The organism is Candidatus Koribacter versatilis Ellin345 (genome assembly GCF_000014005.1).
Lineage (GTDB): Bacteria > Acidobacteriota > Terriglobia > Terriglobales > Acidobacteriaceae > Korobacter > Korobacter versatilis_A.
The window spans coordinates 3,707,659-3,726,860 of the sequence record NC_008009.1 but is presented as its reverse complement, the minus strand read 5'-3'; the positions used below and the strand labels follow the sequence as shown (position 1 = coordinate 3,726,860).

At 58.5% G+C, this 19,202-nt stretch carries 16 protein-coding genes and 1 tRNA gene; 7 read left to right on the top strand and 10 right to left on the bottom strand.

The features are described from left to right. Nucleotides 1-18 precede the first annotated feature (18 nt). The 6 genes from ACID345_RS16170 to ACID345_RS16140 all read right to left on the bottom strand — a co-directional run bounded on the left by ACID345_RS16170 (nt 19) and on the right by ACID345_RS16140 (nt 5,982). On the bottom strand, nt 19-1,047 hold the full coding sequence (locus ACID345_RS16170) for an energy transducer TonB (RefSeq protein ID WP_011523933.1): 1,029 nt from the start codon (nt 1,045-1,047) through the stop codon (nt 19-21). Continuing rightward, nucleotides 1,040-1,573, bottom strand: coding sequence for a sigma-70 family RNA polymerase sigma factor (locus ACID345_RS16165; protein WP_011523932.1), 534 nt, complete (start codon nt 1,571-1,573; stop codon nt 1,040-1,042). The genes ACID345_RS16170 and ACID345_RS16165 overlap by 8 nt, the downstream gene beginning before the upstream one ends. 482 nt (nt 1,574-2,055) lie before the next feature. Further along, the gene (locus ACID345_RS16155) at nt 2,056-3,093 is read right to left on the bottom strand and encodes an inorganic phosphate transporter (RefSeq protein ID WP_011523931.1); all 1,038 of its coding nucleotides are present in this window, start codon (nt 3,091-3,093) and stop codon (nt 2,056-2,058) included. Between the two features lie 38 nt (nt 3,094-3,131). Beyond that, a complete protein-coding gene (locus ACID345_RS16150; protein WP_011523930.1) occupies nt 3,132-3,746 on the bottom strand; it encodes a DUF47 domain-containing protein in 615 nt (204 codons plus the stop codon). 238 nt (nt 3,747-3,984) lie between these two features. Next, nucleotides 3,985-4,212: a hypothetical protein gene (locus ACID345_RS16145; protein ID WP_011523929.1), complete on the bottom strand. Its 228-nt coding sequence runs from the start codon at nt 4,210-4,212 to the stop codon at nt 3,985-3,987. A gap of 321 nt (nt 4,213-4,533) precedes the next feature. Further along, nucleotides 4,534-5,982, bottom strand: coding sequence for a hypothetical protein (locus tag ACID345_RS16140; protein ID WP_011523928.1), 1,449 nt, complete (start codon nt 5,980-5,982; stop codon nt 4,534-4,536). Nucleotides 5,983-6,141: 159 nt separating this feature from the next. Between ACID345_RS16140 and ACID345_RS16135 the strand changes: the two genes are divergently transcribed. The 3 genes from ACID345_RS16135 (at nt 6,142) to ACID345_RS16125 (ending at nt 9,278) form a co-directional block, all read left to right on the top strand. Continuing rightward, nucleotides 6,142-6,230, top strand: a tRNA-Leu gene (locus tag ACID345_RS16135). A 26-nt stretch (nt 6,231-6,256) separates the two neighbouring features. Next, entirely contained in the window at nt 6,257-7,042 is a 786-nt protein-coding gene (locus tag ACID345_RS16130; RefSeq protein WP_011523927.1) for a class I SAM-dependent methyltransferase, read from the top strand. Between the two features lie 340 nt (nt 7,043-7,382). Next, entirely contained in the window at nt 7,383-9,278 is a 1,896-nt protein-coding gene (locus tag ACID345_RS16125) for a nucleoside-diphosphate sugar epimerase/dehydratase (RefSeq protein WP_187148837.1), read from the top strand. Between the two features lie 44 nt (nt 9,279-9,322). On the opposite strand, the gene ACID345_RS16120 is transcribed toward ACID345_RS16125, so the two are convergent. Together ACID345_RS16120 and ACID345_RS16115 are read right to left on the bottom strand one after the other, a co-directional pair. Further along, nucleotides 9,323-9,808 carry a DUF2721 domain-containing protein gene (locus tag ACID345_RS16120; protein ID WP_011523925.1) on the bottom strand — a complete coding sequence of 162 codons (486 nt, stop codon included), beginning with the start codon at nt 9,806-9,808 and terminating at the stop codon, nt 9,323-9,325. Nucleotides 9,809-9,844: 36 nt separating this feature from the next. Further along, complete coding sequence (locus ACID345_RS16115) at nt 9,845-10,741, bottom strand: LysR family transcriptional regulator (protein WP_011523924.1); 897 nt, start codon at nt 10,739-10,741, stop codon at nt 9,845-9,847. Between the two features lie 113 nt (nt 10,742-10,854). Here ACID345_RS16115 and ACID345_RS16110 point away from each other — a divergent pair, with 113 nt between their 5' ends. Then, the gene (locus ACID345_RS16110) at nt 10,855-11,106 is read left to right on the top strand and encodes a hypothetical protein (protein ID WP_011523923.1); all 252 of its coding nucleotides are present in this window, start codon (nt 10,855-10,857) and stop codon (nt 11,104-11,106) included. On the opposite strand, the gene ACID345_RS16105 is transcribed toward ACID345_RS16110, so the two are convergent. Next, nucleotides 11,103-14,546, bottom strand: a complete 3,444-nt coding sequence (locus ACID345_RS16105; RefSeq protein WP_011523922.1) for an alpha-mannosidase — start codon at nt 14,544-14,546, stop codon at nt 11,103-11,105. The genes ACID345_RS16110 and ACID345_RS16105 overlap by 4 nt on opposite strands. Before the next feature lie 90 nt (nt 14,547-14,636). On the opposite strand from ACID345_RS16105, the gene ACID345_RS16100 reads away from it, so the two are divergent. The 3 genes from ACID345_RS16100 to ACID345_RS16090 all read left to right on the top strand — a co-directional run bounded on the left by ACID345_RS16100 (nt 14,637) and on the right by ACID345_RS16090 (nt 18,344). After that, nucleotides 14,637-15,293, top strand: a complete 657-nt coding sequence (locus ACID345_RS16100) for a YdeI/OmpD-associated family protein (protein ID WP_228370659.1) — start codon at nt 14,637-14,639, stop codon at nt 15,291-15,293. 131 nt (nt 15,294-15,424) lie between these two features. Continuing rightward, on the top strand, nt 15,425-16,816 hold the full coding sequence (locus tag ACID345_RS16095; protein ID WP_011523920.1) for a hypothetical protein: 1,392 nt from the start codon (nt 15,425-15,427) through the stop codon (nt 16,814-16,816). A gap of 184 nt (nt 16,817-17,000) precedes the next feature. Further along, nucleotides 17,001-18,344, top strand: coding sequence for a hypothetical protein (locus ACID345_RS16090; RefSeq protein ID WP_011523919.1), 1,344 nt, complete (start codon nt 17,001-17,003; stop codon nt 18,342-18,344). Between the two features lie 65 nt (nt 18,345-18,409). Here the strand turns inward: ACID345_RS16090 and ACID345_RS16085 are convergent, their stop codons facing one another. Beyond that, nucleotides 18,410-19,138 (bottom strand): OmpA family protein, encoded by a 729-nt coding sequence (locus tag ACID345_RS16085; RefSeq protein ID WP_011523918.1) that lies wholly within the window; start codon nt 19,136-19,138, stop codon nt 18,410-18,412. Nucleotides 19,139-19,202 lie beyond the last annotated feature (64 nt).

Genomic DNA, 19,202 nt, shown 5'->3' with positions numbered 1-19,202 from the left:
AGGGTGGGGCACCCACAGTTAGTAGAGGTGGAAGTTGACTTCGACGCTGACCAGGACAGAGACGGGGTGGCCGTCTTTGAGGGCGGGCTCGAACTTCCAGGTCTTTACTGCTTCGATGGCTTTCTCGTCGAGGCCCATGCCCAGGGTGCGGGCGATTTTGACGTCGTGGGTGCGGCCATCGGCGCCGACTACGAGTGCGAGGACCACTACGCCTTGCATCTTGGCTTTGCGGGCTTCTTCGGAGTATTGCGGGTCGGGTGCGTAGATCGCCCGCGGTGCGCTGACGCCGCTGCCTACCCGATACACCCCTCCCCCGTACCCCCCGCCCCAGCCCGGCCCGACGCCAGGACCATAGCCAGAACCGACGCCGCCACCGTAGCCGCTGCCAATCCCGCCGCCCGCGCCGGTGCCGTTCGAGGCGCTCAGCATCTTCGAAAGCGGGTCGCCGGTTACGCCGAGATTCGAGAGCTTTACGTCCGGCGGACCGACTACGGTCGGATCAACCGCAAGTTTCGGGGCTTCATTGCGCACGACGATGGCAGGTGGCGTGATCTGCTCGCGGGCGAAGCGCGGTGCGTCGCCGCGAGAGGCGTCGAACTTGTCGCGATCTCCGCCTCCACCACCTCCGCCAGCGATGGTCTTCGACGGCGGCAGCGTGAAGGTACCGACATCGGTGAGCAGCGCGGTGGTTTGTTTTTTCGCGACGGGATGTTGCGCCATCCAGAGGCTCGAAGTTGCGATGAGCAGAAACGCCGCGGCGTGCAGTGCGGCCGAGGCGCCGAACGGGCTGCGCCTCATCGAAGCGTGCTCGGCGAACAGGAAAGGCAGGACGGCGGGCGCGATAGGGATCACCTCGCTACGGCGCGGGCGTTCAAGTTCGGCTCGCAACGACGCGCGGAAGTCGGGGCGAGGCGCGACGTGCAAATCGTCGGCGATGGGAAGCAGTTCGCGAACGAGCGGGTCGAATTCTTCGACGGCGAGTTGGTCGCCGGTGAGAATGCGCTCCACGGCTTGGTCGAGTTGGTCGTACAGGGCGGCGCTAGACATGTTGGCTCCTCATTTGTTGGCGCAGGCTTTGGAGAGCGCGAAATTGCAGTTGCTTGATGGCGCCTTCGCTGCGGCCAAGTTCGCCGGCGATCTCGGCGATGCTGCGGCCGTCGAGAAAACGGCGGCTGATCACCAGTTGCTGGTCCGACGGAAGACGGTCGAGCAACTGCATGAGCAGAGCGCGTCGCTCGGTGCCTTCGTCGAAGCTGGGATCAATTTCTTCGCCAGCCACTTCGAAGCGCACGGATGGTTTCGAGTACCGGTCGCTGATGGCGTTTGCTGCCAGGCGCAACAGCCACGCCGCGAAGGGCACGCCGCGCCACTCGAAGCGGTCGAGCTTGGCGAGTGCCTGGTGAAAAACCTCGGAGGTGAGGTCTTCCGCCTCCACGCGGTCGTGAACGCGCGAGGCGATGAAGGCGTACACGCGATCGAGATTGTCTTCGTAGAGTTGTGCGAAGTGGCGCGGGTCGCGTTGCGCCGCCTCGATCAACAGCCGCTCGTCGGATTCAGTAACCAAAGCTCTCAATGCGCTCTCCGGGGCCTGCTTCACTGAGGGAAACGGCGGCGAGGGGAGAAAGGTTACGGCGACATCTTCATTTTCTTTGGACTGGTTCGCGGCGGGAAGGTAAGAGAGAATCGCTTGCGTGGGTTGAAGAGGAGCCGGAATGCGTTATGTGGTTGCTTCGTTAATAGCCGCATTGATGATTGGCGGCTGTTTCATCTTTGAAGCACGCCACGCGTTTGAAAGCCGACTATTACTTCACGCAAGGACTCGTGCTTACACCGCGTATGCGCCTGCTCTTCAGCATCTCCTCGTTCTGGAACACCTTCAAGGTGCTGATAATCCCGGTTCTCGTTGTATTTCCGCTCGGGATTGCAATCTTGACCGGGATCCGGAAGAGCTCCGCGACGGCAGCTCGCCATTCTGCTTAAGTTCCGAGGTTCTTCGCGAGGATAGGGGTTCTTCGACTGCGGACGCTTCGCGTGCTTCGCTCAGAATGACAAGTGCTACGCGTTCGGGTTGATCATACGGATGATCCAGAACGTCGTCATGGCGACGGCGGCGGATGCGGGGATGGTGAGGATCCATGCCCACACGATGCGGCCCGCAACGCCCCAGCGGACGGCAGAGAGGCGTTGCGTGGTGCCGACGCCGACGATCGCACCGGTAATGGTGTGCGTGGTGCTGACGGGAATTCCGGCGTGCGCGGTGACCCAGAGGGTGAGCGCACCTGCAGTCTCAGCGCAGAAGCCGCCGACGGGCTTCAGCTTGGTAATCTTCGCGCCCATGGTGTGGACAATGCGCCAGCCGCCGAAATACGTTCCGAGTGCGATAGCGGCATTGGCCGCGAGAATGATCGGCCAGTGGTACGGCCCCCAGGTGTGGTGAAACTGGTCGGCGTTGATCAGGCCGGCGGTGTAGAGTGCTCCGGCGACGATGCCCATGGTCTTCTGCGCGTCGTTGCCACCATGTCCGAGGCTGTACGCGGCTGCGGAAACAAGCTGCAACTTGCGGAAGGTGCGGTCCACGCTGGTTGGAGACTGATTTTTGAAGATCCATGAGACCGCGACCATCATGATGAGGCCGAGTACCAATCCCATGAGGGGAGCGACGACGATGAAGATAAGTGTCTTGTTCCAACCGCTAGGCAGGATGACGTTGTAGGAAGTTCGCCAGCCGTGAACGATTGCGGCGCGGGCAATGGCTGCGCCTCCGAGTCCGCCCATAAGAGCATGTGACGAAGAGCTTGGCAGTCCCCACCACCAGGTCAGCAGGTTCCACACAATCGCGCCGACGAGAGCGGCGAGCACGACGTATTGCGTCATGATGTCGAGACGGACGAGCCCCTGGCCGATGGTCTTGGCGACGGCGGTACCGAAGAGGAATGCAGCGACGAAGTTGAAAAATGCTGCCCAGATGACGGCGAGGCGCGGAGACAGCACGCGGGTGGAGACTACGGTCGCGATGCTGTTGGCGGAATCGTGAAAACCGTTGAGGAAGTCGAATGCAAGAGCAAACAGAACGGTGACAGCGAGCAGAACCATCCCCGAGTTCACGCGAGTGATCCTTTCGTTGTCACGGGCTAGGCGCTCTTCAAGACGACGGTTTCGAGCACGTTAGCGGCGTCCTCGGCCTTGTCGGTAGCAGTCTCAAGCACTTCGAGCAATTCCTTGATCTTGATCAGCGCGATCGGATCCTTCTCAGTGTCGAAGAGCCTGCCGATAGCTTCGCGGCAGACGCGATCCGCTTCGTTCTCCAGCCGATTCACTTCCACGCAGTGAGGCAGGACGTCCTTGAGCTTCTCGAGGTTCTTCACGGCGCGACCGAGGGCCTCGGCTTGCTTCACGATGATCTTGGCGATCTCATATGCCGCTGCCGGTGCCGCGGTGATCTTGTAGAGCATGATGCGATCGGCAGCCGCGTTGATGAAGTCGAGGACGTCGTCGAGCGAGGAGGCGAGCAGGTGGATGTCTTCGCGGTCAAACGGGGTAATGAACGTGGAGTTCAGTTTTACGAACACGGCGTGGGTAATGTCGTCGCCAGCGTGTTCGATTTCCTTGATCCGCTTAACGTGATCAGCGGTGTCCTTGAACTCGCGGAGCAACTCGGTGATCTCACTGGCGCCGAGAACCAGGTTCGAGGACATCTGCTCGAACATCTCGAAAAATTTCACTTCTTTGGGGAGGAGCCGGACCATGAAGGGCGTTCCTTAAACCGCGGAAACACGCGGTTGCATTGTTACACTTCTATGAAACTCCTCAATATCTCACGGGGAAATCGGCGGGTCAATTTGACAACCGTTGGATGCGGGAGTAAGGCCTGCGGTGGGTAAGGGATGGGAAGAGCTGCGCGGGCGGTCTTTGTCATTGCTTTACAGCAACTTGCAGAAAAGAGAAAGGCCGCCTACCGGCGGCCCTCTGCGATCCAGGTCGATATTAGAGCGTCGATTCGATTTCGAAGCCCCAAGCCTCGAGCAGTGGTTCGGGGATGTACTTGGAATTCTTGTTGCGGCGAGCCCACTCACGCAGGCGGGTCGACCGGATGTACTGGTCGGGCTGCAGCTTGTACTCACGCACCACTTGTTCAAATTCGGTAATCGTTGGAGTGACGGGCCCGATGGGTTCGGGCTTACCCCAGTTTGGATTTCCGCGTCGCTTGGCCATGTATGTAGTCCTATCTCTCGGGGGTAGCTAATCGTTATTCTTTGGTATCTTTGGCGGTTCAAGACCGCAGTATGTCCCTACCGGTTGGATTCCCTAACTACTTAGAAAGATTCACGTTTGGGGAAACTGGAAACTTCACTCTTCGTTGCGGATCGCGCACACAGACGGGGTATTGAACCGGTTACAGAACGTGCATTCTATCTTACTTTAGACAGCACTTCCACCTAAAAAGTATCTCTTTTTCACCACTTTTTTCACAGGGGGCGAAAGTGGGATGTCGGTAAACGCCCGAATTGAATCGTTTTAGCCATAATCTCCGAATCAGTGTATTTGCTCCCGGACAAAGATCACGGCGTGGGGATCTTCATAGACGATTTGCCACGGCCCACGAACACAAAGCAGACGCATAAGCGTCGCTAGAGCGGAGCCTGGAGACAGGAAAACGGTATTGATGTGGTTGCGATCGAGAAATGGGCTGGGCTCCGCGCGTCCGTAATAGAGGTCCACATACTCATCCAGGAACTTGTCGCCATAGAGATCGGCGCGGCCGTCCACATAAACCGGGTATTCAGGATAAAGACGCCAGATGAGGTAACCGCCATAGCTGTAGTCATTTAGCAAGTTAGCCGGTAAGTGGTGGCTGGCGATGAAATTGGCGGCGTCGCGGGGATAGAGGTTCTTCTCGGCCAATGCCTGGAAGGCGAGTCCTGCCGAGGCAGCCTCGGCACAGTACACTCCGCCGGCGACGAGCACGATCCCAGCCATCGCAACACGATATTTCGGGGCGAGCGTCCATTGCGACGGCGTCCAAAGATGATCGGCAAGCATCAGCGCTGCGAATAAACAGAAGATCGGGATATTGCGGGCCGTCTTCAATGCGGCGGCGAGCAGGCCGAAGTAGAGGAAGAATTGTCCGGGGCGGTATTTGGACTTGCTGGTGAGCAAGGCGATCAGCGTGATGGCCGCCAGCGCGAGGAACGGATAGAGATGCGGGTCGTGGAGGTTTGCGGGCTGCCACTCGGTGAGGTCCTGGGTGATCTTCAGACGCATCACGAAGAAGGGGAACGTGAGCATGGTGAAGCCGTTGGGATTGAGCGGCACCACCGCAATGCACGCGGCACCGGCGCCAAGCAACGGTAAGAGCCATTGGCGCGGATGACCTTCGCTTCGCTTGACGGCGAAATCGAGCAGTTCGGCGATCAAGAGGATGACGATGACGCCGATGCCGAGCAGGTATCCGGCATGAAGCTGCACCCAAACCAACATCAGGCAGGGAAGACCGAGAAACCAGCGCGGCCGCTTGCGTGCGATGCCCTCGCGGATAATCCAAATAAACGCTGCGCCAAAGAGCAGGGAAAACGACTGCGGACGTATGGCAAACGCAGGCCGCGACGCGAAGGCTGCGAAGAGGGCGGCGGCATACGCGAGCCATCGTGAAGAGCGCGCGGCGTGCGCGATGATGGCGAACGCGGCAGTCAGAACCAGAGAGTTGGCCACGCCCATGGCGATGAATCCGCCGAAACGGTAGAGCTCGTAGAGCAGGATGTCAGTCAGATACTCGTGCGCTACCCACGGTTTTCCCGCAGCGGAAAAAGAGAACGGGTCGGTGCGCGGTACGGCGTGATTGGCGAGAATCCAGCGTCCGGTGGCGAGGTGCCACCAGGTGTCGGCGGAGGCGATGGCGCCTGAGCACAAGCCGAAGAGCGCGAGCAGGAATCCCAAACCAAGGAAGAGTTTGGTATAGCGCGACAAGCGGTCGTCGGAGCCCACTTCCTCAAGAAATATTGGCGTTGGCGTGTGCAAGAGTGAGTGGATTTTACAGGTACGACGGAGTACCGAATAGATGACCTTCGGAATGCTCCGTCGCGATTGGCAGCAGTGGTTCGGTATGCGAGACTGTAACGACACACTCCGACGGCTGAATCGCGCGCCGGGATGGCGAAACTGGCAGACGCAGCGGACTTAAAATCCGCAGGTCTTAACCGACCGTGGGGGTTCAAGTCCCCCTCCCGGCACCAGTAGCGGAGTGGTGCCCGAGGTGGCGATGTACGAACACGAATATCAGCAGATGTATGACGTGGAATCGTTCTATTGGTGGTTCATCGCCCGCCGAAAGCTGATTCGTGAAGTCGTTAGTACGCATTCAAAGGACCCAGCGCATACCACCATCCTCGATGTCGGCTGCGGTACTGGGCTCAACCACGAAATGCTCTCGGAATTCGGAGAAGTTTTCGGCACGGACGCCTCGGAAGAAGCCCTACGGTTCAGCCGGCAGCGCAATATCCAGAATCTTGTACTTTCCGACGCTGAAGCCCTCCAGTTCGCCGACGAGACTTTTGAAATCGTTACCGCGCTCGACGTGCTTGAGCATGTGAATGATGATCTCAAGGCGATCTCCGAGATCTGGCGGGTGATGAAGCCAGACGGCGTGTTCGTAATTTCTGTTCCGGCGTACGGTTTCTTGTGGAGTGAGCATGACGAGGCCTTGCATCATCGCCGGCGCTATGCGGCTCACGAACTTCGTAACAAACTGATTAATGCCGGCTTCGAGGTGGAGCGCTCAACATATTTCATCTCTTCGCTCTTCTTCCCGATCCTGTTCATGCGAATTGTGCAGAATTTGCGCAAGAAATCGCTTCGGCCGAGCACCTCGCACGTCATCCTGCCGAAGTGGCTCAACTCGTTCCTGGTGGGGATCCTTGATTTTGAACGCTGGTTTTTGCGGTTCGCAAACCTGCCATTCGGGGTTTCGATCATCTGCACTGCGCGCAAACCGACCGCCGAAAGGGTCGCCGCTCTACGCGACGTGGCGATGCAGGCAAAATCGTGAGCTGCCGAATCAAGACCTAAGGATGGGTATAGCACTTACTCCCATTGGGTCGGATTACGATGCGTCCCTAAAGTGCTACAAGGCACCTAGGAAACGAAGGCAAAATGGCACAAAAAGTCAATAAAATTTGTTCCCGGATTGTGCCAACTTGTTAAAACGGAATGAATTAGTGGTTTCTGTTGCGAAATAATGGTAGTATGCCGACAGTTCGTAAAGAGTGTCGGCCGCGCCGCGAGTGCCTGAGGTTCCCTTTCACCCCCTAAAGGCGATCGCACTCTCCGATTTACTCCGAAATCGGTAGACGTAAGCTGCTATCCCAAGTTGGTGAATTCAAATGTTCATGAAGCAAAGAGCTTGGGCTGTCGGGCTATTTCAAATCGTCCTCGTCGTCTGTTCACTATTCGCGGCCTGGGCCTTACGATTCGACTTCCGACTGCCACACCTGGAATACGTACTCCAGGCACTGCCGATACTCATCGTCCTGCGGCTGGCTGCATTTGCGCGCTTCAACCTTTTTCATGGGTACTGGAGATATACCGGCGTTAACGACGCCCTCGATATCGCCAAGGCGGTTTCGACCAGTTCGATCGTCTTTGCCATTGTTATCCGGTACTTACTCGGAAATAGCCACTTTCCAATTTCGGTTTATCTGCTCGAAGCCGCGCTATCGCTTCTGCTTCTGTGCGGCGTTCGGGTCGCTTCGCGAGCCATGATGGAATCGGCGATGCGCGAGGCCCAATCCACCGGTAAGGGCGTCGTGATCGTGGGTGCCGGGTTTGCCGGCCAACTCCTCGTCCGTGAGCTACAGCGTCCCGAGAGCGGCTTCCGTCCCGTCGCTTTTGTCGATGATGACCCACGTAAGCAGGGAGTGAAGATCCAGGGGCTGCCGATCGCCGGAACGGTGGAAGAACTCTCGAGGGTGTTGCGGGAATTCGGCGCGACTGAAGTGCTGATTGCCATTCCGAGCGCGAACGCCGCCGAAATGCGACGGATCGTCCAGATCTGTTCCAACGCCCGGGTCGGGTTCAAGACTATCCCGAGCCTGGGAGAACTTGCGTCCGGCAACGTCGGCGTTACCGAACTTCGGTCGGTAAACCTCGAAGACCTACTCGGTCGCGAGCCGGTCAAGCAGGACCTCGAAGCCGTCCGCGACGTGCTGAGCGGCGCGGTGGTGATGGTAACGGGCGCTGCCGGATCCATCGGTTCCGAACTATGCCGCCAGATCCAGGGCTACGGGCCGTCTCTGCTGATTTGCGTTGACCAGAACGAGACCGGTTTGTTCAACCTGCAACAGGAGTTGCTGGATTTCCCGAACCCGCATGCGGCGGCGTTTTTCGTAGCCGACGTCGGCGACGCTCCGCGAATGCGTCATCTCTTCCAGCGCTACCGGGTTGACTACGTATTCCATGCCGCGGCATACAAGCACGTTCCGCTGATGGAAGACAATCCGCGGGAAGCGATCCAGAACAACGTTGTCGCCCTGCGAGATTTAATGCGGATCGCCGATAAAGCCGGTTGCAAGCGGTTCCTGCTGATCTCCTCCGACAAGGCCGTCAATCCGAGCAGCCTGATGGGCTGCACCAAGCGTGTCGGTGAACTTCTCCTCGGGTCGTGGCCAACCACAGGCATGGATTGCGTGTCGGTGCGCTTCGGCAACGTGCTGGGATCCCAGGGCAGTGTCATTCCGCTCTTCCAGCAGCAGATTACGCGCCACCGCCGAATCACGGTGACGCACAAAGACATCACGCGCTTCTTCATGACCATTCCCGAGGCGGTTGCCCTGGTGCTTCAAGGCTTCACCGTGGGTAGCCATGGCGACATCCTGGTGCTGGATATGGGCGAGGCGATCCGAATCGTGGACATGGCGAAGGCGCTGATTCGCCTCTCCGGCAAGTCTGAGGAAGACGTAGAAATCGTCTTCACCGGTCTGCGTCCGGGCGAGAAGCTCTACGAAGAACTGTTCTATGCCCACGAGTCTGTCGAGCCCACCGACGTTCCGAAGGTGCAGAAGACGCGTGGCCAGATGATTGCGACCGAGAAACTTGCCCATATGATCGATGAATTGGAAGGGCTGATACAGACGGAGCGGGAAGATGCGGTCCGCGCCAAGATGAAGCAGATCGTTCCGCAATACATGTATGCGCCGGTCCGCGAGTATGCAAAGCCGCCGGTTCGTGCCTTCGAGGTCATGCGCGGCAAAGACATGTCATCGCACAAGGCAGCCTCCGCCGACTAACAGTCTGCGGGAAATCCTGAAGCCCTCGCGTCGCGAGGGCTTTTTTATCGGGGATCGCCGGGGGTGCGCGAAATCACTTGGATGTCCATAAAGCGGATGTCGCGCGACTCTTCGCGGACGGAACTCAGAGAGACCATCACCTCGCGCATGTAATACACGCCCGCGGCGAGCAGACAGAAGAGCGCCGCAATGAAGACGATCACCGCGGCAATCGCTGCCCGCTGACGATAGAGCCCGAGGCCCAAGAGCAGGCACGAGGTGATGGAGCAGCACAACGAAATGAGAGCCGACAGAAAGCAGCGGCGGATCAATTCGGCGCGCCGCTCTATGGACTCGATTTGCGCTGTATAAGCCTCTGCTTCCAGTGACCGGCCGGCCTTCGCCGCCTCGTGGCGGGCATGCACGTACTGCCGCAGACGACTGACGATCCCCATCAGTCTGACATTGACGGAGAGCATCAGGAGCGCCGTCGCAGAGACGAAGATCGAGGGCGCAACGAAAGCCTGGAACAACCTCGCAATATCGTTCATATAGGACCCTGGTGCTCGAATCCTGCCGTGACTACTCTATCTTTCTTCGCGACGCCCCGCAGGGCTAAGAATCGATAAAATTCCCGAATGCTTCGACTTTTTCTCCGTCGTGACGGCGTAGTACTGCGTCGTGATCTCGCGGGTGCGCCCGAGCACCTCAACTTTATAGCGTTCGCGAATCTCGCGCTCCGCAATGGAGGGCGCCGCAAAGCAGCCAACACCCTGTTGCCCGAAAAGACTAAGCAGAGCAGTGTCGGAAAACTCCCCGACAATTTGTGGCCGCAACTTCTTCTCCGAAAACCAGCTCTGCAAACAACGGTGCAGGTTGTTGCCGGCGCCGGGCATGAGGAACGGTAAAGCATCGAGATTTGCAGGGAAGTTCCTGCTCTTCGGCCGCGCTGCGCGTGTTCCAAAGAACGACGTTCCCGATTGCTGTACGAAGTGATGGTAAGCACGAACGCTCACGTTTGGTAGAACGGCACTATCAGACAGCACAACGTCGAGCTGTTGCGTGGCGAGCTTCGCATACAGCATCTCCGGATGGTCTCTCACACAGATCAGATGCAATTGGTGCTTCGACTTCAGCGCCGTCGCAATGATCTGATGCGCGACGATTTCGGGGACAGCGTGCGTGATGCCGATCGCCAGACGAACTGCCTTTGCCGGTGATTCGCCCTTCAGCGCCGCCCGCATTTCTTGTCCGAGGGCGAATATTCTCTCGGCGTACTGGAAGGTGCGCTCTCCGGCCTCGGTCAGCCGTAGCCCGCGTCCGACGCGCAAAAAGAGTTCCGTCCCGAGGGTCTCTTCCAGCTTTCGAAGCTGCTCGCTGATCGTCGGCTGCGAGACATCGAGTTCCGTAGCTGCGCGGCTGATGCTACCCAGTCGAGCTACCGTCCAAAAATAGTGAAGATGGTTGTAGTTCAGAGAATCCATAGGAAATTGCGAAGTATCGCAGACGATGGTAGCAGACGACCTATGTCCCGAATTCCTGGTTAATTTCGTAACCCGCGCGGTGAAGACCGCATCTTATGCACGGGAGAAAAATCATGCCATCCAAGCGCGAACTCGGGCCCAACTCCGCCGGCCAGTCCGGTGATCAGCAGGACATCTCCGATTTGACCGACGCTAACGACGAAAGCGTCGAAGAGCTTCTCGAAGAATCGAACGCCTTCGAGGCCGAAGCTGTGCTCGGCGCGGAAGACGCGGAGCCCGCGGATGAGGCCGAGGTGACCACGCACGAACTCCCCGAGGACGACATCCCCGCCGAATATCGCAACGACCAAAACCGCGACGTCTAGTGTTCAAGCGTGTCGTAGAGCGGCTGCACCGGTCGCGCGGCCGCATGGTCGCTGGTCACGGTGATAGCGAGTATTCGGACTTTGTCGTTGTTGGGCAGAGTGAGTGTTTCTGTGCCTGGTGGGAAGTCAATAGGGATCGCGAACAGGTACGAATACGAATAGGGTTCGTTGCTGCCATTCGTATCGTGGCGATGCGATGCGTACCACGCGATATCGGCGCGCTTGATAAAGCCCGGCGTAATTTTGCCGGTGAAGTCCATCACGGTGCGCACGTACTCCGGATCGTTGCCTTTCGCCGGAACGGTTTCTTTGCGAATGTTCCACTTGCGGTTGTCCCATTGGCCGACGAAGCCAGTCCAGTCAGGAATCTTGAAAGCTTGCATGACGCCTCTGAACTTGGCGCTTTGGTCGCCGATTGCCGATGCGAGCACGTAGGCGCGCGTGAAATCGCCCACAGGCAGGGAGATGGCTTGTCCACGCGCGATGACTGCATCATTCTTGCCACTCGGCGCGATGCGGAATTCCACGCCCTGGAACGCGATCGACGCCGGCAACATCTCGGCTGGATACGCGTGCCCCTGGCCATCTGCGGCAGGCTCGTTCCACGAGCAATCCATGCAGCCTTCGGCGGGCTTGCCCTCGAAGCTCGCGACCGAGGTGTCGTAATTCAGCGCGACCGCTTGCCATTTCGCGGGCGCAACGTGCGCAGTTGAAGGCGCGAGTTTCACCGCAATCGTGTGTAGCTGGTACGGCGTGAAGGAAGTCTCCAGGGAACCATTGCTGACACTCACGGCACCCAGCGGTTGCTCCTGGCCGTTGAGTTCTCTCGCGGAGGAGATCGCAGAAGCAAATTTCGTGTGCACGTTCTTCGTGTCGCGGCCATCGGTTTCAACCAACCGCACCACGATGTCCCCGGAGTTCTCGGCCTTCTTCAAAGCCAAAACGCGGATGGACGGGTTGTCCACTGAGACCAGCGAGAATTGCTTCCCCAGCGCGCCTTCATGCTGCGGCACGACGAACGCAATCAGCGGCTGATTCAGCCGATAGCCTTGCCAGTCGGTGCGCGCCTTCCGCCAGTCTCCGTCATGTGCCGAGAGCCCATAGACGATCTGGTGGTGGCCAAAATCCTGCGTCGTCTGGTCCGCGTAGTCGCTCTGCTTGCCGCCGAGCCCGGGCGAATAGATGAGAGTCAAGCGCAGCGTGTGATCGTCAGGCTTGTCGGACCCGTACTTGCAATCGGAGAGGATCGTCACGCCACCGTTGCCGCTCCTGTCGGTGAGATCGAACCACTGATGCGACGGTACTTCGAACTTCTTCGGCGTGTTCGTCGGACGCTCGATCGTCCCGACGTCCCAGTTGTACGTTGCGTTCTCATTGCTGAACGCCAGCGGGAAGACAGCTTTCAGCGCCGATTCCTTGGTTTGCCAATCGATCTCGTTGGTGAACTCCACGCGATTGCCGGCATCGCCTGCGGAAAGCCGAATCGTCTGCACGAACTTCGAACCTTCGGCCTCGCGCTCGATCTCCAGCGCCACTCGCGCCGGTCCACGTTCTGCGATCCGCACTTTTGCCGGACCAGAGACATATGCTCGCGGCGGCCGCATTTGATCTTCGTAATCCATATTCCACGCCGGCCACTGCGCGGGATTCTCCGTCAGGAACGCAAGTCGCGCCGGAGCCGAGAGCAGTTCGCGATTGAGCTTCTTGTCGAAGATGCTGCTGACATCGCCATTCGCATCGATCTGCACGCGATAGCGCGCGTTCTCAAGCGAGGACTCCGTGACTTTCAATTCTGAAAGCGAATTTCCGCCGCTCTGCACGTGATAAACAGCGAAGCCCACAGACGGGACCTTTGCTGCGAACACTACTTTGTTTCCGTCGCGCTGCGAAGGCACTTCGTTTCCATCCGGGCCAATCACGCGGGCGTCGCCATCGCCAAGCAGAGTTGTTGCTTCCACAAGATCCTCGCGTGACACATTCAGCGGGTTATACACAACGATTGGTATGCCATCACCGCGTGTATCCATCGCCGCCGCGACGGTGCCGACGGCATCCTGCATCACGCCGGCGAACTGGTTCATCGCGATCACATCATCGTTCCATGAATAGTTGTACGACTGCGGCGTTGCGGTGCCGGCCATGATGTCGTGGAACTGGCCTCCCATCACCAGTGTCCAGGCATCGTTCAGGCGCTTCTGCGGATACACGCGCCCACCCAGCCACGCCGCCGCGACGGAAGCCTTCTCCGCCGCATCAGCGAGCAGTTCGTTCTTGCGGTTCCAGCGCTTCTGGTAAGCCTCAGAGGTGAGCGATCCCGCGGAGTGGTTGGTGAGTTCGAGTTCGCCCTTATAGCGTGGCAGCTTCGCGGTGTTATTGCCGATGTCGAGGAACATCTGGTCGGCGGTTGCAGAAATCACGCGCACCGGGCCGTCGCCAACCAGCGCTTCTTTACCGAACGTTGTCCACTGTTCCTGGCCGGTGTAGGCGGGAAGCGCGAACGGCCTTTTGTGGAGCATGGCTTCGAGCAGTTGCACCGAGCGCTCCGTCGCACTGCCGCCAATGTCGCCGGTGCCGAAGTAGTGGTAGTCGGTAAAGAGTCCGGTGACTTCGCCATTGCGCGCCACGCGCCGCGCCCAGTCATCCTGAAACAGCCAGAGTTGATGCGCTTCTTCGGTCTTGCCGCGCGTCGAGCGTGTGCCTTCAGGTAGAGGTTTCGTTAGGTCAGTGGAGAGATCAGCGGCGTAGCTTCCTGGATTAAAAGCGGCGATCACGCTCTTGCCGTCGGGTCCTTCCCACAGGCCAACGTTGAACGGCGTACCCATCGGCGTGCGCTCGGGCGAATCCCATCCGCCGGCATCGGCCGACGATCCCCACGTCAGCTTCTGCGTGGAGAAACCCTTCACGCCGGCGTGCGCAAGGATGCTGGGCAACGAAGCAGGAAAGCCGAAGCAATCCGGCAGCATGTATTCCGAACTCGCTTTTCCGAAATCGCGTCGAAAGAATTCGTTTCCGTAGAGCACCTGCCGGAAGATGGACTCCGCAGACGGCGAGTTCACATCGCTTTCTTCCATGGAAGAGCCGGCAGGGAACCACCTTCCCGCCGCGACGTAGTGTTGCAGGCGCTTGTAATCCTCGGGGTAATACTCCTTCATCAGCCGATAACGGTTTGCGCCACTGAAATTGAAGATGTAGTCCGGATATTTCTCGAAGAGCGCGAAGTTATTGCGCATTGTCTTCGAGAGATATTCGCGAATCACCAGCGGATACTCCCATCGCCACTCGGTATCGAGGTGCGCGTAACCGACTACGTAGACCGACGGCTTGCTGAGGTCAGCTTTGGCCTTCGTAACCGGCTTCGGGGCTGGGGTTTGCGCGAACAGTATGCCGGAGAAGATCGAACAGATTACGAGAGCGAGAACGAAAGAACAGATGCGGCGCATCGGCTGAACTCCGCGGATGAGAATGTCCCAAACTACTCTGCTTCGGGCGAACAAAAGCAGCTAGCAAGAATACCCGACACACGCGGTCTCGTGTTTTCGAAATTCCGATTGCGCGTGGAACTGACCATGCTCGAAAATACCTGCGCCATGGGAACCAGAGACAAACGCGTTGACGCCTACATCGAGAAGTCTGCCGACTTCGCCCAGCCGATCCTTCGTTACATTCGCGAACTCGTGCACGAGGCTTGCCCCGAGGTCGAAGAGACCATCAAGTGGAGCATGCCGGCTTTCACCTACAAAGGCATGTATGCCGGGATGGCGTCGTTCAAAGAGCATTGCGCGCTGAACTTCTGGAAGGGCTCGCTGTTCCTTCCCGGGCCAAAAGAAAAAGACGGCATGGGTGGCTTCGGCAAACTTCGTTCGCTCAACGATCTCCCGCCCAAGAAAACACTTTTGGGCTACCTGAAAGAAGCCAAGCGCCTCGACGACGAAGGCATTTCGGTGGAGCGGCCAAAGCCGTCAAAAGAAAAGAAGGACGTCGTCGTCCCGCCGTTCATCACTGCGGCAATCAAGAAGAACAAAAAGGCGCAAGCCACGTGGGACGGCTTCTCCAACAGCCATAAAAAGGAATACGTAGAGTGGATCACCGAGGCGAAAACCGAGGAGACTCGCAATCGCCGCGTGCAACAAATGCTCGAATGGCTGCCGGAAGGGAAGGCGCGTAACTGGAAGTATGAGCGCTGCTGAAGGCATCCTCTGACGGAACTGTCATCTTAGTGCTGCTATCGCTCAGGTAGAATAGCCGTCAATGCAACATCCTCGGCCTTAGTTGTGGGCCATGCCTTGTTCGTGGGTTGCAAGGCGCAGGCGGGTTCTCCATGAAGCGTTTTCTCTTTGCAGTTGGGTCGTTCGGTCTGTGCGCGGCATTTCTGCCGGCACAAACGTTGTCCATACGTCCTGAGATGCCGCCGGTCGCTGCTGTACCAGTGCCGGTTGCAGAAACGTCAAGTATTGAACTCACCGTTCCCATTGGCACACCGATCAAGATCGCTCTCGACCACGAAGTGAAGGTCCAGAAGGTTGGGCAGGCGATTCACGGAAAGGTCGTCGAGCCGATCTACGCATTCGATCAGATTGTCATTCCGCGCGGCGCAGAGGCCATCGGCGTCGTCTCCCAGATTGAGAGCGTGCCGAAGAAGACGCGGACACTCGCTGCTCTCGACGCTAACTTCACACCAACCCACCAGGTGCACATCACGTTCAACCAAATCGTTCTGGCCGACGGACGCCAACTTCCCATCGATACCACGGTCTCTCTTGCCTCTGCCGGCGTTCTGCAATTCGTGAGCGCTAGCGCGCGTACGCCCGCGGAAAAAGAGCAGGCGCATAAGAACCCACTGTCGCGCAACATCGCGGAGGCAGAAGCCGAGGCCAAGCGCGAGTGGAACACGGCGATGCAGCAACTGCACGAGCCCGGCAAGGTGCACAAACTCGAGCGTCTCGCCGAAGCGCAATCACCGCTGCACCACCAGTATCTCGATGCTGGTACTGCCTTCGATGCCGATCTCAACCAGCCTCTCTCGTTTGGTTCCGAACAGGTCAGCGCCGAGAAACTGGCCGGCATAGCATCCATGCCTGCATCCGGAGGGGTGGTACACGCGCGTCTCACAACTCCGCTCACTTCGGCGACCGCGAAAAAAGGCGATCCGGTGGAAGCAGTACTCACGGAGCCCCTGGTAGTTTCGAATCAACTGTTGCTTCCGGTTGGTTCGCGGCTGACTGGCTCTGTGCTTGAAGCGCACAAAGCGCGCAGTCTCAAACGCAACGGACAGCTTCGCATTCTGTTCCATGAGGTCGAACTGCCCAGCGGATTGGAGCAGAAGATCGAGTCCAACCTCGAAGGTGTCGAAGTCTCCCGTGGCGAAAATCTCGCGCTCGATGCCGAGGGCGGAGCGCAAGTCACGACGCCACGCACCCGCTACTTCGTCACGGCGTTCCAGGTCGCTCTAGCGACCTCGGCTTTCGGCGATCGCGATGCCGGTAAGGCCTCGGCCGACGGGGGCGGTACCGGCGCGGCAGCTGCCAACGGAGCCTCCGGGTTCCGGCTCGTGGGTGCCGTAATGAGCGCGGTGGTCCATTCGAGGGCTGTGAGTTCGAGTTTCGGCTTCTATGGCGCTGGCTTCTCGGTTTACGACCACTTCATCACTCGTGGACAGGATGTCGTCTATCCCAAGGATATGTCCATGGTCATCGGTCTCGGCACTCGCTAACCGTTCGGCCTTTTTGACTTTGTAAATTCGTCGCCTTATCGCGTCGATTTCTTCTCGTCCGTTCCCACTCTGTGGTACTTTCCTTGCACTTATCAGGGTTGCTTCCCGGCAACTTTGAAGGTTGTTTCCCCGCTCGAAAACTTTCCAGGCTCACATTGCAGCTTCCACCAGCAAAGGAGAATGAATGTCTAAGCTGGCCTTGCTTAAAGTTTCCTCCGCGTTGTTAGCCCTTACACTCGGCTCGCTGCTCACCGCACCAGCCTTCGCAGCGAACCAGGTTGATCTGCACACCCGCAAGGTTTCCAAGGATTACCTGAAGAAGTTCGCACCCAAGAGCGGCCTGCAGGCCGGGAAGAATGCTGTTCTGAAGAAGAACGGCGCAGTACGCGCGAACTCCGGCGTCAGCGGCGTGGACACGCTCGAGAACTGGACCGACTCCTTTACCGAGCCCGGCTTCGACAACGCCGGTAATCCGCAGTCCGTTTGGCCGTATGCGATGGTCGGCAACGCGCCTGAATCGCATCGCACCACCGTCATCAACGCTCCCATTATTCCCGTAACGTTGCAGGTCGTGGATGCGAGCGGCAACGTCGTACACGATCCTGATACCGGCGCGCCTCTCATTCAAAAGGTCACTCCTGACATCGTCAACGCTGTCTTCGGATCGCCGCTGTTTGAGCCATTCCCCTACACCTCCGGCTTCGGACAGTTCAACGACCAGATGCAGCGCGCCGAATTCTGGGACCGCCTCCATCACGGCCACGGTTGGGAATCTGAGAGCGGCTGGCACACGCTGATGTCTCCCCGCTTGAAGCGCACCCGCACCATGTCCATTCCTGAGTCCGATGTGCTCTATGCGCTCAACGCTGACGGCACCTGCTGCGAGTTCCTGCTGGTTGACAACAACACTTTCACCGCAGCGCTCTTTCCTCCCACATTCCCGGTGGATAACACTACCGTGATCGGCGCCGCCGAACTCGCGGGCGACATGCGCACCCGCGACCTCACTTCGTTCCTGTTCAATAACGTGTACTTGATTGACCTCAGCACCGGTTCCTGCTGCGTGCTCGGCTTCCACGAATACGATTTCGAGCCTGGAGTCCCGAGCAACGGCAATTTACCGCGCCTCTACGTGATGGATTACTCAAGCTGGATCTCACCTGGGCTGTTCAACGGCGGCTTCCAGGACATCACCGCGATGAGCCACGAGATCTCCGAAACCTTCAACGATCCGTTCGTCAATAACTGGACGCCGTGGTGGCTTTCGCTCGATCCCAATACCGGCTTCGGCCTCTGCCAGGACAATCTCGAAACCGGCGACGTCATCGAGGTCTTGTCGAACAACGTGACCTACTCGGTCGGCCTCAACAACCGCACCTACCATCTGCAGAACGAAGCTCTCTTCCCGTGGTTCGCCTTCGAGTCGCCCTCACCCGCACGACTCGGCGCGTACAGCTTCCCAGACGAAACCACGCTGACGACGCTCTCACCCAGCAATCTACTGCCGGGCTGCACCCCTGCTCCGTAGAAACACAAAGGGCACGATCCGAAGATCGTGCCCTCTCCCTCACCCAATCTAGCTGACTTAGGTCGTTACTTTCCGCCCTGCGGTGTGTTCGCAGAAGCGTTCTGCTGCTGGTCGCCGGTGTTGGTCATCAAGCGGACATCCACGCGGCGGTTCTTGGCGCGGCCTTCGCTGGTGGCATTCTTCTCCACCGGCTTGTCCTTGCCCAGGCCGATCAAGTAGATCTTGTGCGCTGGAATCTGGTACTTGTCCGCCAGGTACTGGATCACCGCATCGGCGCGGCGCTTGCTCAGCTGATAGTTGTAGTCGGCATCGCCAGTCGAATCGGTGCTGCCTTCCACTTCGATGATGAAGTGCTTGGTGCTCGAAAACTGTCCCCCAAGCTGGTCAAGGGCGTCCTTCGCCTTCTTGGTCAGGTCAGCCTTATCGAAGCCGAAGTGCACCGAGCTCTCGGCCACCGGCTTGTAATTGTCGAGGTTCTCCACCGTACCGGCGAGTGACGCAACCTGCCCGTTCACTTGGGTGGCATTCTTGTTGGCTGCATCGGCCTGCTGGCCAGCCTGCACTGCATGCTGGTCGGCGGTGGTGGCCTTCGCCTGGGCGTCGGCAATTCCGGACTGCGCGCGACGATCCGTGTCCTTAATATCGCGACTATTCTTGGCCGTCAGATCATCTAATTCATTGGTCTTGTTGATAATCGGCGCAGCTTGCTCGCGGGTGTACTTCTTCGTTGCGCAGCCCACGGTGAAGGGCATTACGCCTGCAATCAGAACTGCTACCATCGAAATCCGGTTCATAGCTTCAGGGCTCCTTAGAGACTTTCCGCTGGCCAGAGGCGAACCAAGGTAATGGGGGAGGTTC

Coding starts and splice junctions, on each gene's coding strand:
- ACID345_RS16170 (WP_011523933.1), bottom strand. CDS start 1,047: ATGTCTAGCGCCGCCCTGTACGACCAACTCGACCAAGCCGTGGAGCGC.
- ACID345_RS16155 (WP_011523931.1), bottom strand. CDS start 3,093: ATGGTTCTGCTCGCTGTCACCGTTCTGTTTGCTCTTGCATTCGACTTC.
- ACID345_RS16150 (WP_011523930.1), bottom strand. CDS start 3,746: ATGGTCCGGCTCCTCCCCAAAGAAGTGAAATTTTTCGAGATGTTCGAG.
- ACID345_RS16145 (WP_011523929.1), bottom strand. CDS start 4,212: ATGGCCAAGCGACGCGGAAATCCAAACTGGGGTAAGCCCGAACCCATC.
- ACID345_RS16130 (WP_011523927.1), top strand. CDS start 6,257: ATGTACGAACACGAATATCAGCAGATGTATGACGTGGAATCGTTCTAT.
- ACID345_RS16125 (WP_187148837.1), top strand. CDS start 7,383: ATGAAGCAAAGAGCTTGGGCTGTCGGGCTATTTCAAATCGTCCTCGTC.
- ACID345_RS16120 (WP_011523925.1), bottom strand. CDS start 9,808: ATGAACGATATTGCGAGGTTGTTCCAGGCTTTCGTTGCGCCCTCGATC.
- ACID345_RS16115 (WP_011523924.1), bottom strand. CDS start 10,741: ATGGATTCTCTGAACTACAACCATCTTCACTATTTTTGGACGGTAGCT.
- ACID345_RS16110 (WP_011523923.1), top strand. CDS start 10,855: ATGCCATCCAAGCGCGAACTCGGGCCCAACTCCGCCGGCCAGTCCGGT.
- ACID345_RS16105 (WP_011523922.1), bottom strand. CDS start 14,546: ATGCGCCGCATCTGTTCTTTCGTTCTCGCTCTCGTAATCTGTTCGATC.
- ACID345_RS16095 (WP_011523920.1), top strand. CDS start 15,425: ATGAAGCGTTTTCTCTTTGCAGTTGGGTCGTTCGGTCTGTGCGCGGCA.
- ACID345_RS16090 (WP_011523919.1), top strand. CDS start 17,001: ATGTCTAAGCTGGCCTTGCTTAAAGTTTCCTCCGCGTTGTTAGCCCTT.
- ACID345_RS16085 (WP_011523918.1), bottom strand. CDS start 19,138: ATGAACCGGATTTCGATGGTAGCAGTTCTGATTGCAGGCGTAATGCCC.